Annotated in this window: 15 protein-coding genes; 7 read left to right on the top strand and 8 right to left on the bottom strand. The window is 71.9% G+C overall.

Annotated elements, in window-relative coordinates:
- Positions 1–10: 10 nt before the first annotated feature.
- On the bottom strand, positions 11–337 hold the full coding sequence (locus BN39_RS01915; RefSeq protein WP_040765747.1) for a branched-chain amino acid transporter permease: 327 nt from the start codon (positions 335–337) through the stop codon (positions 11–13).
- Complete coding sequence (locus BN39_RS01910; protein WP_051158798.1) at positions 330–1,001, bottom strand: AzlC family ABC transporter permease; 672 nt, start codon at positions 999–1,001, stop codon at positions 330–332. The genes BN39_RS01915 and BN39_RS01910 overlap by 8 nt, the downstream gene beginning before the upstream one ends.
- Before the next feature lie 81 nt (positions 1,002–1,082).
- On the opposite strand from BN39_RS01910, the gene BN39_RS01905 reads away from it, so the two are divergent.
- The 6 genes from BN39_RS01905 (at position 1,083) to BN39_RS01880 (ending at position 6,486) form a co-directional block, all read left to right on the top strand.
- Positions 1,083–1,514: an Lrp/AsnC family transcriptional regulator gene (locus BN39_RS01905; RefSeq protein WP_040765746.1), complete on the top strand. Its 432-nt coding sequence runs from the start codon at positions 1,083–1,085 to the stop codon at positions 1,512–1,514.
- A complete protein-coding gene (locus tag BN39_RS01900; protein ID WP_019200661.1) occupies positions 1,511–2,452 on the top strand; it encodes a phosphotransferase enzyme family protein in 942 nt (313 codons plus the stop codon). The genes BN39_RS01905 and BN39_RS01900 overlap by 4 nt, the downstream gene beginning before the upstream one ends.
- Before the next feature lie 4 nt (positions 2,453–2,456).
- Entirely contained in the window at positions 2,457–3,731 is a 1,275-nt protein-coding gene (locus BN39_RS01895) for an aspartate aminotransferase family protein (RefSeq protein ID WP_019200660.1), read from the top strand.
- 102 nt (positions 3,732–3,833) lie between these two features.
- Entirely contained in the window at positions 3,834–4,247 is a 414-nt protein-coding gene (locus BN39_RS01890) for a VOC family protein (protein WP_019200659.1), read from the top strand.
- Between the two features lie 12 nt (positions 4,248–4,259).
- Positions 4,260–5,216, top strand: a complete 957-nt coding sequence (locus tag BN39_RS01885; RefSeq protein ID WP_019200658.1) for a sigma-70 family RNA polymerase sigma factor — start codon at positions 4,260–4,262, stop codon at positions 5,214–5,216.
- Between the two features lie 346 nt (positions 5,217–5,562).
- Complete coding sequence (locus tag BN39_RS01880; RefSeq protein WP_019200657.1) at positions 5,563–6,486, top strand: hypothetical protein; 924 nt, start codon at positions 5,563–5,565, stop codon at positions 6,484–6,486.
- 6 nt (positions 6,487–6,492) lie between these two features.
- On the opposite strand, the gene BN39_RS01875 is transcribed toward BN39_RS01880, so the two are convergent.
- The 6 genes from BN39_RS01875 to BN39_RS22590 are packed head-to-tail and all read right to left on the bottom strand — an operon-like array spanning position 6,493 to position 14,208.
- A complete protein-coding gene (locus BN39_RS01875) occupies positions 6,493–7,167 on the bottom strand; it encodes a response regulator (protein WP_019200656.1) in 675 nt (224 codons plus the stop codon).
- Complete coding sequence (locus BN39_RS01870) at positions 7,164–9,719, bottom strand: ATP-binding protein (protein WP_019200655.1); 2,556 nt, start codon at positions 9,717–9,719, stop codon at positions 7,164–7,166. The genes BN39_RS01875 and BN39_RS01870 overlap by 4 nt, the downstream gene beginning before the upstream one ends.
- Positions 9,720–9,729: 10 nt before the next feature.
- The gene (kdpC, locus tag BN39_RS01865; protein ID WP_051158796.1) at positions 9,730–10,338 is read right to left on the bottom strand and encodes a potassium-transporting ATPase subunit KdpC; all 609 of its coding nucleotides are present in this window, start codon (positions 10,336–10,338) and stop codon (positions 9,730–9,732) included.
- Positions 10,335–12,464, bottom strand: coding sequence for a potassium-transporting ATPase subunit KdpB (kdpB, locus tag BN39_RS01860; protein WP_019200653.1), 2,130 nt, complete (start codon positions 12,462–12,464; stop codon positions 10,335–10,337). Before kdpB ends, kdpC begins: the two co-directional genes overlap by 4 nt.
- On the bottom strand, positions 12,461–14,119 hold the full coding sequence (gene kdpA, locus BN39_RS01855; RefSeq protein WP_019200652.1) for a potassium-transporting ATPase subunit KdpA: 1,659 nt from the start codon (positions 14,117–14,119) through the stop codon (positions 12,461–12,463). The genes kdpB and kdpA overlap by 4 nt, the downstream gene beginning before the upstream one ends.
- A complete protein-coding gene (locus tag BN39_RS22590) occupies positions 14,119–14,208 on the bottom strand; it encodes a potassium-transporting ATPase subunit F (protein ID WP_019200651.1) in 90 nt (29 codons plus the stop codon). Before BN39_RS22590 ends, kdpA begins: the two co-directional genes overlap by 1 nt.
- A gap of 92 nt (positions 14,209–14,300) precedes the next feature.
- Between BN39_RS22590 and BN39_RS01850 the strand changes: the two genes are divergently transcribed.
- Positions 14,301–15,548 (top strand): MFS transporter, encoded by a 1,248-nt coding sequence (locus tag BN39_RS01850; protein ID WP_019200650.1) that lies wholly within the window; start codon positions 14,301–14,303, stop codon positions 15,546–15,548.
- Positions 15,549–15,553 lie beyond the last annotated feature (5 nt).

The raw sequence follows: 15,553 nt of genomic DNA, 5'->3' as shown, positions 1-15,553 counted from the left end.
CGGCGAGGCCTCAGCCCAGGAGCAGGCTGAGCCCCACGCACACCGCGGTGCCCGCGACGATGCTGAGCACGGCGTTCCGGCGGGCGAGGTGCGCGGCCACCGTCGCCGCGACGCCGGCGAGCTGCGGGAGTCCGTGCGCCGCGGCTGCGTAGTCCACCTGCGCGAGGCAGTAGACCGCGAGCACCAGTACCGCGCCGGCGGGCATCCAGCGGCCGAAGTCGGCGAGCAGCGGCGACCCGCGGAGCACCGCCGCGGGGCCGAACGGCACGAGCCGCAGCGCGAACGTGATCGCCGCCGCCACCGCGACTCCGGCCAGGAGGTAACCGACGCTAGGCACGGACCGGCTCCGCTCGCCGGGCGACGAGGTGGCGCGCCACGAGCATTCCCGCGAAGGCGCACATCGCGATCAGCAGCATGGCCCCGGGCGCCAGGATCAGCGCGATCCCCGCCGCGGCGAGCGCGAGCGCCATCGTGGTGCGGTCGGGGTCCTCGCGGAACGCGTCGATCGCCAGCACCGTGAACAGCGCGGTGAGCACGAAGTCGATGCCCGGCACGTCGCGCAGGAACGCGCCGCCGGCCACGCCGCCGAGGAGGGAGCCCGCGACCCACGAGGAGTGTAATCCGGCCTGCGTCAGCAGGATCCGGCGGCTGGTGAGCGTCTCCGCCGGTGCGGTGGTGATGAGTGCGAAGGCCTCGTCGCACAGGGCGTACACGCTGTACGCCTTCGCGGCGCGGCCGTGCACCAGGTGCAGCGGAAAGGTGAGGCCGTAGAACAGGTGGCGGGCGTTGACGAGGAACGTGGTGACGGCGATGGCGGCGAGCGGGGTCGCGGTGGCCAGCATCCCGGCCAGCAGGAATTCCACGGAGCCCGCGAACACGACCCCGGAGATGATCGGGGCCAGCCACCACGGCAGGCCGTGGCTCGTGACCACCACACCGAAGCCGATGCCGAGCACGAACAGGCCCAGCCACACGACCGCTGTTTTCGACGGAACTCCCATGCGAACAATTCTATTTCGGATATCACGCAATGTGCTTGCGTAATGCGACTGTGCTGGCGTTCGTGTGGCAATATTCGGGAGGTGGATGCGTTGGACAGGGCAATCATCGATGAGTTGGTCCGGGACGGCCGCCTCACCAACCAGGAGTTGGCGCAGCGCGTGGGTCTCACCCCGGCGCCGTGCCTGCGCCGCGTGCGGCGCCTGGAGGCGGACGGCGTGATCACCGGCTACACCGCGGTGCTCGACCCGGCCGCGCTCGGCCGCGGCTTCGAGGTGCTGATCCACGCGGACCTCTCGGCGAACGATCGCGCCTCGGTGGAGGCCTTCGAGGCGCGCATCGCCTCCTTCGACGAGGTGATCGAGGTGCGGCGCATGTTCGGCCTGCCCGACTACCTGATCCGGGTCCGCGTCGCGGATCTCGACGCCTACGAGCGGTGGGTCACCACGCACCTCATGGGCGATCCGGCGATCGTCCGGGTGGATTCGCGCATGACGATGAAGGTGGTCAAATGAGCGCCGATGCGTCGGTCGCCAGCCGCATCCTCGCCGCCGCGTGGCCGGGTGCCGTCGCCGAACCGCTGCTGGTGAGCGAGAACGCCACCTTCCGCGTGCGCGGCGGCCCGCGGCCCGCCGTGCTGCGGCTGCACCGCCCCGGGTACCAGGACGACGCCGCCATCGCCTCCGAGCTCGCGTGGATCGCGGCGCTGCGCCGCGACACCGCCGTGCCGCTGGTCGAACCGCTGGTCACCGCGGCCGGCCCGATCCTCGTGGACCCGGAAACGGGCCGGAGGGCGGTCCTGTTCGCCGAGATCCCCGGGGGCCCGGTGCCCGACGGTGCGCTCGACGCCGCCCATTTCGCCGAGCTCGGCGACATCGCCGCGGTGTTCCACGATCACGCGGCCGGCTGGACCCGTCCCGCCGGGTTCGCCCGCTTCGCCTGGGACGTGGGCGATCTGGTGGGGGAGCGCGCACGCTGGGGCGATTGGCGACGGGGCCCGGCCGTCACCGCCCAGCACGTGGCGGCGATCGAACCCGCCGCGGAGCGGGCGGCGCGCAGGGTGGACGCGCACGGCCGCACCCCGGACCGCTACGGCCTGCTGCACGGCGACCTGCGGGCCGCGAACCTGGTCACCAGCGGCGGCGGATTCACGGTGATCGATTTCGACGACAGCGGATTCGGCTGGCATCTCTTCGAATTCGCGGCGGCCGCGTCGTTCGTGGAGACCGATCCGCGGCTCCCGGAGTGGGCGCGGTCCTGGGCGGGGGCGTACCGACGCCGCCGGTCGTTGCCCGCCGAACACGAGGCACTGCTCCCGGACTTCGTGCTGCTGCGGCGATTGCAACTACTCGGCTGGTTGGGCACCCACGGGCACGCCGTGGAGGCGGACCCCGGGTTCGCGGACGGCACCGTCGAAGTGGCTTCCCGGTACCTAGCCGGGCGACTACTGTGAACGGGTGAGTTCCGATGCCTCGGTCGCCGCGCACGTGGTGCGTTACGGCGGCTCCTTCGCGCCCCTGCTGATCGACCGCGCCGAGGGGACGTACCTGTTCTCCGGGGAGCGGCGCTGGCTGGACTTCACGTCCGGCCAGATGAGTGCCATTCTGGGACATAGTCATCCGGCGATCGTGGAAACGGTGCGCCGGGAGATCGGCACGCTGGACCACCTGTTCTCCGGGATGCTCTCGCCGCAGGTCGTCACCCTCGCGGAGCGGCTCGCAGCCACTCTGCCGGAGCCCCTGAGTCACGTGCTGCAGCTGACCACCGGTGCCGAGTCCAACGAGGCCGCGCTGCGGATGGCCAAGCTGTACACGGGAAAGCACGAGGTGGTGAGCTTCTCGAAGTCGTGGCACGGCATGACGGCGGGCGCCGCGGCCGCCACCTACTCGTCCGGGCACAAGGGGTACGGCCCCACCGCGCCGGGCAACTTCGCGCTGCCCACCCCGAACGCGTACCGCTCCCGGTTCGTCGATGCGGACGGGAAGTACGACTGGCAGGCCGAGCTGGACTTCGGATTCGAGCTGATCGACGCGCAGTCCACGGGTTCCCTCGCGGCGTGCCTGGTGGAGCCGATCCTCAGCTCCGGCGGCGTCATCGACGTGCCCGTCGGCTACCTGGCCGCGCTCAAGCGCAAGTGCGAGGAGCGCGGGATGCTGCTCATCGTCGACGAGGCCCAGACCGGGCTGTGGCGCACGGGCGCCGGCTACGCCTTCGAGCGCGACGGTGTGGTCCCGGACATCCTCACGCTGTCCAAGACGCTGGGCGCCGGCCTGCCGATCGCCGCGGTCGTGACCTCCGCGGAGATCGAATCCGTCTGCCACGAGCGGGGATTCCTGTTCTTCACCACGCACGTCAGCGATCCGATGGTGGCCGCGGTCGCCACCACGGTGCTGGACGTCCTGGACGACGGTGTCGCGGCCTCCGTCGCGGCGCGCGGCGCCCGCCTGCGGGCGGGCCTGGACGAGTTGGCCGAGCGGCACGAGGCGATCGGCGACGTGCGCGGGCGGGGGCTCATGCAGGGGATCGAGCTGGTCCGCGACCGCGAGAGCAAGCAGCCCGCCGACGAGTTGGGCAAGCGGGTGACCGAACGGTGCTACGAGCGTGGGCTGCACATGAACGTGGTGCAGCTGCCGGGGATGGGGTCCATCTTCCGGATCGCGCCGCCGCTGACGGCCACGGACGCCGAGCTCGACGAGGGGCTCGCGATCCTCGACGCCGCGCTGAGCGGGTAGCGGAAAGAAATTCTCGCGGGACCGATGAGTTCCGGTGCGGAGACCGGTCTAACCCTGTGACGGCATCCGAGAGCGGATGCCACGGACACCAGGAGCCCCGACATGCACAAGATGATCTTCGTGAACCTGCCGGTCGCCGACATCGACCGCTCGCGCGCCTTCTTCACCGCCATCGGCTACTCGATCAACGAGAACTTCAGCGACGAGAACGCACTCGCCGTCGAGCTCGGCGAGAACAGCGCCGCGATGCTGCTCAAGACCGACTTCTTCGGCACCTTCCACGAGTCCACCACCGCCGCGCCCGGGGTCAAGGAGGTGCTCATCGCCCTCAGCGCGGAGAGCCGCGAGGAGGTCGACGAGGTGGTGAACCGCGCCGTCGCGGCCGGCGGCACCGAGGGGCGCGCCGAGGACCACGGTTTCATGTACGGACGCGCGTTCGACGATCCCGACGGCCACGGCTGGGAGATCATGTGGATGGATCCGGCCGCCGCCGCGGGCGGCCCGGACAACGCCTGACAGGACGTGACCATGACCGTGACCGACCCCGGCTTCGACGAGCTCACCGCGCCGCTGCGTGCCGAACTGCTCGCGCACTGCTACCGCATGTCGGGATCGGCCGCGGACGCCGAGGACCTCCTGCAGGAGACGTACCTGCGGGCGTGGAAGGCGTTCCACCGCTTCGAGGGACGGTCGTCGGTGCGGACGTGGATGTACACGATCGCCACCAACGTGTGCGTCACCGCTGCCACCGCCCGGCGGGTGCTGCCCGTCGGGCTGGGCGGCGAACCGTCGAACCCCCTCGAACCCGTGGTCCCGTCGCCGGAGGTGCCGTGGCTGCAGCCGCTGCCCGATGCGGCGCTCGGCGACCCCGGCGAGCACGTGGTCGCCCGTGAGGGCATAGGCCTGGCGATGGTGGCCGCGCTGCAGGTGCTGCCGGCCAAGCAGCGGGCGGCGCTGATCCTGCGCGACGTGCTCGGGTTCTCCGCGGCCGAGACCGCCGAGGCGCTCGGCACCACGGTGGCGTCCGCCAACAGCGCGCTGCAGCGGGCCCGGGCCTCCATCGGCGACGGTGCGCCGCAGGACGGCCGCAGGGTCGTGGAGCTCTCCGAGCGCGAGCGGGAGGTCTGGGAGGAGGTCTGCGCCGCGTTCGAGCGGCACGACATCGACGGGGTCGTGCGGATCCTCGCCGCCGATGCCACGTGGGAGATGCCGCCGATCCCGGGCTGGTACCGGGGCGCCGAGCAGATCGGCATGCTCTCGCGCACCCAGTGCCCCGCGCAGGTCGCGGGCGACCTGCGCATGATCCCGGTGGTGTGCAACGGCATGCCCGCCGCCGCGATGTACCTGCGCGACGGGGACATCTGGCTGCCTTTCCAATTGGACGTCCTGACCTTCACGGACGGCGCCCTCACCCACGTCTCGGCCTTCCTCGACCCCGCCGCTCTCTTCGCCCTCGCCGGCCTCCCGCCCACGCTCACCGCCTGACCCCGCCGGACCACCGGGGCACCCGCCGTCCCGCCCCGCATCCCGCACCTGTCGAGCACCGCCGTGCCGAGAAGATGACTCTCGGATTGTGTCCGGGATGGACATCGTGGCCGGGGTGGACGGAATTCGAGTGCGAGCGGCGAGGTGATGTCCGGGTGGTCGCGGCGTAGCCGGTTTCGCGTGCTGGAGGTCGCTGCCGCACAACGGACTCTCGGATTGTGTCCGGGATGGACATCGTGGCCGGGGTGGACGGAATTCGAGTGCCGAACGAGCGACGCCGGTAGCCTCCCGAACGGGGGGAGTACGGACTTCGGGGGGAGTCATGCACAATTTTCAGGAACGCAGGATGCCCGTGCGGGACCGGGAGCTGCTCGCGGCGTCGGTGCGGGTAGGGCTGGCGATGCTGGCGCGGGACGGCTTCGACGCGCTGACGCTCACGGGGATCGCGGAGCGGGTCGAACTGACCGGCGACAAGACGGTCTCCGAACGCACTCTGCGCCGCCGCTACGGCAGTCCGGCGCGGTTGCTGTTCGGCACGCCCTGGTGGCTGCCCGATCCGTACGACGCCATCGGTGCGGTACTGGCTCCCCGCCCGGATCGCACCGAGGCGCCGGTGTGGCCGAGCGGGCCCGAGGCCGAGGCCGCCTCGCTCGCGGGCATCGACCTGGACGGCGACAGAGGCGATTTCGATTGGCCGCCGGCGGAGTTCTTCACCCGCGCGGGCATCCCGGATCCGCTCGGTGACGTCCCGTCCCACTCGCCGGAACCGATCTCCCTGCGGGACTTCCTGCAGGACCTGCACGTCGTTCTGACCGGCCACCTCGTCGCCACGGGATTCGCCGCGTGCCTTGCCCTGGTCGAGGAATCGCGCCGCGAGCACGCCGAGGTCGACGCCTGGCTGGCCCGTTCGGAGGCGATGTGGGCGGACCGTCTGACCGATCCGCTGGCGAGGCTCTTCGGGTTCGCGCCGACCACCGCCGCCGTCGCCGCGCACGCCTTCCGCGCCGCCACCCGGGCGCTCGATCCCGCCCTCGCGGACCTCGCGCGCGCGATCGGCGGCGCGCGCCGAAACAGGCCCGGCGCGGCGCGGGCGGCCGCCGAAGCGGAGGACGCGCTCCTCGCCGCCCGATCCGCGGCGTTCGACCAGCTCGGCACGGTCCTGTCCGAACCGGACGGAATCCGAGTGCGGGCCGGACGGGGCACCGTCGAACCCGGCGGCCGCTACGGCGCCCTCCCGACACGACCCCCGGCGGCCGGCGCTGCGGGATGAACGGCGTTACGGGACGAAGCGGTAACCCATCCCCGGCTCGGTGACGAAGTAGCGGGGGTGTGACGGGTCCGGCTCCAGCTTGCGGCGCAGCTGCGCCATGTACACGCGCAGGTAGTTGGTCTCGCGCGAGTACGAGGGGCCCCACACCTCGTGCAGCAGGGTCTGCTGCGACACCAGCCGGTCCGCGTTGCGCACCAGCACGTCCACGATCCTCCACTCGGTGGGCGTCAGGCGCACCGCCTCGCCGTCGCGGATCACGGTGCGCGCCTCGAAGTTGACCTCGAAGGCGTCGGTGGTGACCGGCGCGGGGGCGTCGACCAGCCCGGTGCGCCGCACGTGCGCCCGCACCCGGGCCAGGAACTCGTCCATGCCGAACGGCTTGGTCACGTAGTCGTCGGCGCCCACGTCGAGCGCCTCCACCTTGTCGTCGCTGCCGTGCCGCGCCGACAGCACGATCACCGGCGAGGCGCAGAACTCGCGCAGCTTCGTCAGCACCGCGACGCCGTCCAGATCGGGCAGCCCCAGGTCGAGCACCATCACGTCCGGCGTGCGCTCCCGGGCGATCTGCAGCGCGGAGCGCCCGTCGGACGCGGTCTCCACCTCGTACCCGCGGGCCTTGAGGTTGATCCGCAGCGTCCGGCAGATCGCCGGCTCGTCGTCGACCACCAGCACGAACGTCACGAGATCTCCTCCGCTGTCACGGGCCGGGCCGACGGCAGCTCCACGATCATCGTCAGCCCGCCGCCCGGGGTGTCCTCCGCGGTGATCGTGCCACCCATCGCCTCCGTGAGACCACGGGCCACCGCGAGCCCGAGCCCCACGCCGTTCCCGGCGGGCGCGTCGCCCATCCGCTGGAACGGCGCGAACATGGCCTCGCGCTGCTCCTGCGGCACGCCCGGACCGCGGTCGCGCACGTGCACCTGGACACGGTCACCGTCGGGTGTGTGCACGCCGGACACCCCGACGGTGACCGGCGCCCCACCCGAGTGCCTCACCGCGTTCTCGACCAGGTTCGCGAGCACCCGCTCCAGGAGGCCCGGGTCGGCGAGGGCGGTCGGGGTCCCGCCGCTGTCGTCGCCCGCGAACTCGAAGGACAGGTCGGCGTCGGGCAGCGTGGTCCAGATCGCCGGCAGCACCTCCTCGACGCCCACCTCCCGGGTCAGCAGCGTGAGCGAATCCGATTGCAGCCGTGACATGTCCAGTAGGTTGCCCACCAGGGAGTCCAGCCTGTCGGCGCCCTCCTCGATCGTCGCCAGCAGTTCCTGCTCGTCCTCGTCGGACCACTCCACGTCGTCGCTGCGCAGCGACGAGACCGCCGCCTTGATCCCGGACAACGGGGTCCGCAGGTCGTGCGAGACGGCGCTGAGCAGCGCCGTCCGGGCACGGTTCCCCTCGGCGAGGGTGCGCGCCTGCCGCGCCTCGGCGCTGAGCGCCTCGCGGTCCAGGCGCGCCGCGGCGTGCGCCGCGAACGCCACCAGCAGGCCGTGCTCCGACGCCGAGAGCGGCGGTCCGGCCACCACCAGCGCCACGGCGTCGCCCACCCGCGCGGTGTCCGTGCCGTCCTCGGGCCTCAGTGGCGACTCGCCCCGGCCCGCCACCACGACCCACGGGTCCTCGGGGGTGTCCCGGCGCAGCAGCGACGCGCCGCGCAGGCCGAAGGTCGCGACGGCCTGCTCCAGCAGCGCCGGCAGTTCGTCCTCCGCGGTGAGCAGCGTGTCCGCGAGCGAGGACAGCACGTCGGCCTCCGCGCGGGCGCGCGCCGCCCGCGCCGTCTGCCGCGCCGCGATCGAGACCACCGCGCTCACCGCGATCGCCGTCAGCACGAACATCGCCACCGCGAAGGCGTTCTCGCCCGAGGCGATGGTGAACGTGAACATCGGCGGGGTGAAGTAGTAGTTCAGCAGCACCGAGCCCAGCAGTGCGGCGGGGACCGCCGGGCGCAGCCCGCCCACCAGCGCCACCACCACGGTGAGAACCAGGTACAGCATCAGCTCCGTGGGCATCGAGTGCCACTGGCGGGTGTGCGCCAGCGCCGCCGTCAGCAGGACCGGACCCGCCACGGCGAGGCCCCAGCCCGCGATCGTGCGCCGCTGCCCCAGCAGCGCCGAGTCGGTGCCGTCCACGCGGGGCAGGCCCCGTCGGCGATGCGATCCGGCCGCGCGCTCGTGGGTGACCACGTGCACGTCGATGTCGCCGGAACCGTCGATCACGGCGTCCGAGACGGACCGTCGGACGAGCGAGGCGAGCGGGCGGTGCCGCGACTGCCCCAGCACGATCCGCGCCGCGTTGACCGACACGGCGTACTGCAGGATCGCGGCGGCCACATCCTCGCCCGTGACGATCTGGAAAGTGCCCCCGAGGGATTCGGTGAGCCGGCGCAACTGCGTCAAGGCCGCGGGGGAGGCGCCGGAGAGGCCGTCGCTGCGCGCCACGTACAGCGCGCGCAGTTCTCCGCCTGCGCCCTTCGCGGCGAGCCGGGCGCCGCGCCGGAGCAGGGTCGCGCCCTCCGGCCCGCCGGTCAGCGCCACGACGGTGCGGTCGCGGGTCGGCCACGCCGCCGAGATCCCCTGTTCCGAGCGGTACTGCTCCAGCCGCTCGTCCACCCGGTCCGCCAGCCACAGCAGGGCCAGTTCGCGCAGGGCGGTCAGGTTGCCCACCCGGAAGAAGTGCGAGAGCGCCGCATCCACCTTGGACGGGTGGTAGATGTTCCCGTGCGCCATCCGGCGGCGCAGCGCCTCCGGCGTCATGTCCACGAGCTGCACCTGCTCCGCGTGCCGCACCACCGTGTCCGGGATGGTCTCGCGCTGCCGCACGCCGGTGATCGACTCGACCACGTCGCCCAGGGATTCCAGGTGCTGGATGTTCACGGTGGTCACCACGGTGATGCCCGCGTCCAGCAACTCCCGGATGTCCTCCCACCGCTTCTCGTTCCGCGAACCGGGGGCGTTGGTGTGCGCCAGCTCGTCCACCAGGGCGACGGTGGGGTGCGCGGCGATCACCGCGTCCACGTCCATCTCCTCGAGCACGGCGCCCCGGTACTCCACCTTCCGGCGCGGGATCACCTGCAGGCCGTGCACCTGCGCGTCCGTCTGCGGGCGGCCGTGGGTCTCCACGTATCCGACCACCACCGACGTGCCTCGGGCCGCGCGCCGGGCCCCCTCGGTGAGCATGGCGTAGGTCTTGCCCACGCCGGGCGCGGCGCCGAGGTAGACGCGCAGCTGCCCCTTCGGCATATCGTCTCCGTTACTTCGCGGTCTGCAGAGCGAGGTTCAGGGTGACCACGTTAACCCGCTCCTCGCCCAGGTATCCGTTCTGCCGGCCCTCGGTGTGCTCGGCGACCAGCGCCGACACCCGCTCGGGCGCCAGGCCGCGGGCCCGCGCCACCCGCGCGGTCTGTTGCCGCGCGTACGTGGGGGAGATGTGGGGATCGAGGCCGGAGAAGCTCGCCGTCACGGCGTCGGCCGGCACGTCCGACGGTGCCACCCGCGCGCCCGGCACGGAGTCCTCGGACGCGACGGCGTACCGCCGCTGGGCGATCTGCGCCTCCAGCTTCTCGCTGTTGGGGCCCAGGTTGGTGCCGCCCGTCGCGAGCGTGTCGTAGTCGCCCGTGCTGGGCCGCGGGTGGAACCACTGCGCACCGTCGAACTCCTGGGCCAGCAGCGAGGACCCGACCACGCGCCCGCCCGCGTCCGTGATCTGCGAGCCGTTCGCGCTGCCGGAGAACGCGATCCGCCCCACGCCCCACACGGCGAGCGGGTACGCCGCGCCGAGGATCACGGTGAGGATGAGCAGCATGCGCAGCCCGGCGAGGAGTTGGCGGGGAGCACCGGAGAGCATCGCGGTTCCTTTCATGACAGCCCCGGCAGCAGCGAGACCACGAGGTCGATGAGTTTGATCCCGAGGAACGGCGCGACGATCCCGCCGAGCCCGTAGATCGTGAGGTTCCGGGCGAGCAGCTTGTCCGCGGACTTCGCGGTGTACTTCACGCCGCGCATCGCCAGCGGGATCAGCGCGACGATGATGAACGCGTTGAAGATCACCGCCGAGAGGATCGCCGACTGCGTGCTGTGCAGCCGCATCACGTTGAGCACGTCGAGTTGCGGCGCCAGCGGCACGAACATCGCGGGGATGATCGCGAAGTACTTGGCGATGTCGTTGGCGATGGAGAACGTGGTGAGCGCGCCGCGGGTGATCAGCAGCTGCTTGCCGATCTCCACGATGTCGATGAGCTTCGTCGGGTCGGAGTCCAGGTCGATCATGTTCCCGGCCTCCTTCGCGGCGGAGGTGCCCGTGTTCATCGCCACGCCGACGTCGGCCTGCGCGAGCGCGGGCGCGTCGTTGGTGCCGTCGCCGGTCATCGCGACCAGCCGGCCGCCTTCCTGCTGCTGCTTGATCAGCGCCAGCTTGTCCTCGGGGGTGGCCTCGGCGAGGTAGTCGTCGACGCCCGCCTCGTCGGCGATGGCCTTCGCGGTGAGCGGGTTGTCGCCGGTGATCATCACGGTGCGGATGCCCATCTCGCGCAGCTGGGCGAACCGTTCCCGCATGCCGTCCTTGACCACGTCCTTGAGGTGCACGACACCCTGCAGGCGCGGCGCCGCACCGGGTTCCGCGTGCGCCACCACCAGGGGAGTACCGCCGGAGGCGGAGATCTCGTCCACCGCCAGGCGCACGTCCACGGCGCGGAGCGCCGCATCGTCACCGGCGCCGGTCGTCTCGGTGTCGCCGTGCTCGGCGGCCACCCACGCGAGGACCGCCGCCGCGGCCCCCTTGCGGACCCGCGTGCCGTCGGGCAGGTCCACCCCGGACATGCGTGTCTGGGCGGTGAAGGGCACGACGGTGCCGAGGCGCACCGTCGGGACCTCGTGACCGAGCGCCGCGGCCAGGTCCACGATGGACCGCCCCTCGGGCGTCTCGTCGGCCAGCGAGGCGAGCAGCGCGTGTCCGGCCAGGGTGTGCTCGGCCTCGGCCTTGTCTCCGAGGCCCGGCACGGGGTGGAAGGACGTGGCCCGGCGGTTGCCGTGGGTGATGGTTCCGGTCTTGTCGAGCAGCAGCGTCGAGACGTCGCCCGCGGCCTCGACCGCACGGCCGGACTTCGCGATCACGTTGCGCTGCACCAGCCTGTCCATGCCGGCGATGCCGATCGCGGAGAGCAGCGCGCCGATCGTGGTGGGGATCAGGCACACCAGGAGCGCCACCAGGATCACCACGTCGACGGCGCCGCCCGAGTAGATCGCCATCGGCTGCAGCGTGGCCACCGCGAGCAGGAAGATGATGGTGAGCACCGTCAGCAGGATGTTCAGCGCGATCTCGTTCGGCGTCTTCTGCCGGTTCGCGCCCTCCACGAGGCCGATCATCCGGTCGATGAAGCTCCTGCCCGGCTCGGTCTTGATCTCCACCACGACGTGGTCGGACAGCACGCGGGTGCCGCCCGTCACGGCGCACCGGTCGCCGCCGGATTCCCGTACCACGGGGGCGGATTCGCCGGTGATCGCCGATTCGTCGACGGTGGCCATGCCCTCGACCACGTCGCCGTCGCCGGGGATCACCTCGCCGGCGTCGACGATCACGAGGTCGCCGACCTTCAGTTCCGAGCCCGGGACCTGCTTCTCGCCCGTGGCGGTGCGCACGCGGGCCACCGTCTCCGTCTTGGCCTTGCGCAGGGATTCGGCCTGCGCGCGGCCGCGGCCCTCGGCGACGGCCTCCGCGAGGTTCGCGAACAGCACCGTGGCCCAAAGGAACACGGCGACGGACCACGCGAACACGGACGGGTGCACGACGGCGAGTGCGGTGGTGTACACCGAGGAGATCCATACGACGAACACCACGGGCTGGCGGATCTGCGTGCGCGGGTCCAGCTTCGCCGCGGCGCGCGGCAGCGCCGACTTCAGCTCGGTGAGCGAGAACGCGGAGCCGCGCTTCGGCTCCGGGGCCGGCTGCTGCGCCCGGGTCCGCGGCGCGGGAACGAGGGTGTCGCTCATCGAGTGACCTCCGAGATCGGTGCGAGCGCGAGGGCGGGGACGAAGGTCAGTCCGGCCACCAGGACCACGACGCCCACGGTGAGGCCCACGAACAGCGGGCGGTGGGTGGGGATGGTGCCCGACGTGGCGGGCACCGGATGCTGTTGCGCGAGAGCGCCGGCCAGCGCGAGAACGGCGACCATGGGCACGAACCGGCCGAGCAGCATCGCAGCGCCGAGCGTGTAGTTGAACCACGGCGTGTCCACGGCCAGTCCCGCGAACGCGCTGCCGTTGTTGTTCGATGCGGAGGCGTAGGCGTAGAGCACCTCGGACAGGCCGTGCGCGCCGTCGTTGGTCATGGCGGCCACGCCCTGCTCCTGGACGACGGTGGCCGCCGTGCCGACCAGCACCAGCGCCGGCATCACCAGGATGTACAGCGCGGCCAGGGTGATCTCCCGGCGGCCGATCTTCTTGCCCAGGTACTCCGGGGTGCGGCCCACCATGAGCCCGCACAGGAACACCGTGAGCACGGCGATCACGAGCATCCCGTACAGGCCGGAACCCACACCGCCCGGGCTGATCTCGCCGAGCAGCATGTTCACCAGCGCGGCGCCGCCGGCGCCCGGGGTGAGGCTGTCGTGCGCCGCGTCCACGGCGCCCGTCGACGTGCTGGTGGTGGCGGTCGCGAACAGCGCGGTGCCCCACTGCCCGATGCGCAGCTCCTGTCCTTCGAGGGCGCCGCCCGCGGCGCGGGTCGCGGTTCCCTGCCCGCCGAGCTGGGAGGCCACCGAGATCGCGAGGGAGATCGAGAAGATCACGCCCATCGCGCCGAGGATCGCGTAGCCGTGCCGGTTGCTGCCCACCAGCGTGCCCAGCATCCGCGGCATGGCCACCGGGATGAGCAGGATGAGGAAGATCTGGAACAGGTTGGTCGCGGCCGTCGGGTTCTCGAAGGCGTGCGCGGAGTTGGCGTTGAAGTAGCCGCCGCCGTTCGTGCCGAGCAGCTTGATCACCTCCTGCGAGGCGACCAGTCCACCGGTCAGCACCTGCTTGCCGCCCGCGATCGTGTCCACCTCGCGCTGCTGCCACAGTGTCTGCACCACGCCCTGGGCCATGAGGATCACGGCACCCACGGCGGCGATCGGCAGCAGCACCCGCAAGGTGATCCGGGTCAGGTCCACCCAGAAGTTGCCCAACCGGTCGGTGCGGGAGCGGACGAAACCGCGGATCAGGGCCACGGCGACCGCGATGCCCACGGCGGCCGAGACGAAGTTCTGCACCGCGAGGCCGACCGCCTGCGCCACCAGGTTCATCGCGGATTCCCCGGAGTACCACTGCCAGTTGGTGTTGGTGACGAAGGAGATCGCGGTGTTGAGCGCCTCGTCGATCCGCCACTGCTTCGGGTGCACGCCCGGCAGCAGGCCCTGCGCCAGCAGGATCGCGGTGAGCGCCACGATGCTCACCGCGCTGAACGCGAGCGCGGCGATCGCGTAGGTGCGGTGCCCCTGTTCTGCGTCGGGGTCGGCGCCCACCAGCCGGTACACGGCCCTCTCCACCCGCCAGTGCTTCGGCGTCGTGACCACGTGCGCGAGGTAGTCGCCCAGCGGCCGGTACGCGATGGCCAGCGCCGCCACCAGGGTGACGATCGTGAGCAGCCCCGCCGGGGTCTCGCCCATCAGAACTGCTCCGGGCGCAGCAGGGCGTACAGCAGGTACCCGAGGGTGAGGATCGTCGCGGCCAGGGCCAGCGCGTTGGAGATGTCCATGGGCTCCACTGGACCACCGCCGCGGCCCGGAATCGCGTTCCGTTAACGGCCCCCATGCGGGTCTTGACGCGTTCTTAGCGGATACTGCTGAGGTGACCTCAGCAGCTTCCTCCGATCCCTCGGATCAGTCACACGAAGCGCCGCCGGCGCAGCGCCAGAAGGTACCCGCCGAGGTCTGGGTCCTGGTCGCGGCGAGCTTCGTGATCGCGCTGGGCTACGGCGTGGTGGCGCCCGCGTTGCCCGCGTTCGCGCTCACCTTCAACGTGGGCGTGACGGCCGCCTCCGCGGTGGTCAGCGCGTTCGCGATCATGCGGCTCGCGTTCGCGCCGGCCACCGGCCCGCTGGTGAAATGGGCGGGGGAGCGCTGGATCTACATGGCGGGCCTGCTCATCGTGGCCGCGTCCACCCTCGCCGTGGCGTTCGCGCAGACCTACTGGCAGCTCATCGTGCTGCGCGGCCTCGGCGGCGTCGGCTCGGTGATGTTCACGGTCTCGGCCATGGGCCTGATGATCCGCATCGCGCCGCCGGACATCCGCGGCCGCGTGAGCGGCGTCTACTCCTCGAGTTTCGTGCTCGGCGGCATCTGCGGGCCGCTGCTCGGCGGCGCCCTGGTGGGCTTCGGGCTCAAGGTGCCGTTCATCGTGTACTCCGTGGCCCTGGTGATCGCCACCCTCGTCGTGGGGATCGCGCTGCGGGGCAGCTCCCTGGCCGGCCGGTCGGAGGAGTCCGGCGAACCGGGAACGACGGTGCGCGAAGCGCTCCGGGACACCGCCTACCGGGCGGCGCTGTTCACGGCCGTCGTCTTCGGTTGGGTGTACTCGATGCGGGTGTCGTTGCTGCCGCTGTTCTTCGCGGAGGTGCTGCACCAGGAGGCCGCCATCGCCGGATACGCGCTCGCCGCCTACGCCGCGGGCGACGTGCTGGCCATGTTCCCCGCGGGCCGCGCGTCCGACCGGTACGGCCGCAGGCCGTTCCTCGTGACGGGTCTGATCGTGGTGGCGGCGAGCACCGTCGCTCTCGGGCTCTCGGACTCCGTGCTGATCGCGTTCGCGGTCACCGTCGTCGCCGGGATCGGGACCGGCCTCGTCGCCCCGACCATCCAGGCCTCCCTCGCCGACGTGCTGCAGGGCCGCGGCCGCAGCGGCGGCGCCCTGTCGGCCTATCAGATGGCGCAGGACACCGGCACCATCACCGGCCCGCTCATCGCCGGCGCGATCGCGCAGTACTTCGGCTTCTTCTGGGCCTTCGCCGTCACCGGCGTCCTGTGCGTCCTCGCCGCCGCCGCCTGGCTCATGGCGCGGGAGACGCGCGCTCCGCACGGATCCGCCGCCGTGCGCTGACGCGA

The sequence above is a fragment of the Tsukamurella sp. 1534 genome (assembly GCF_000312385.1).
In the GTDB taxonomy this organism is placed as follows: Bacteria; Actinomycetota; Actinomycetes; order Mycobacteriales; family Mycobacteriaceae; genus Tsukamurella.
This window is presented reverse-complemented; position numbering and strand designations above follow the sequence as displayed.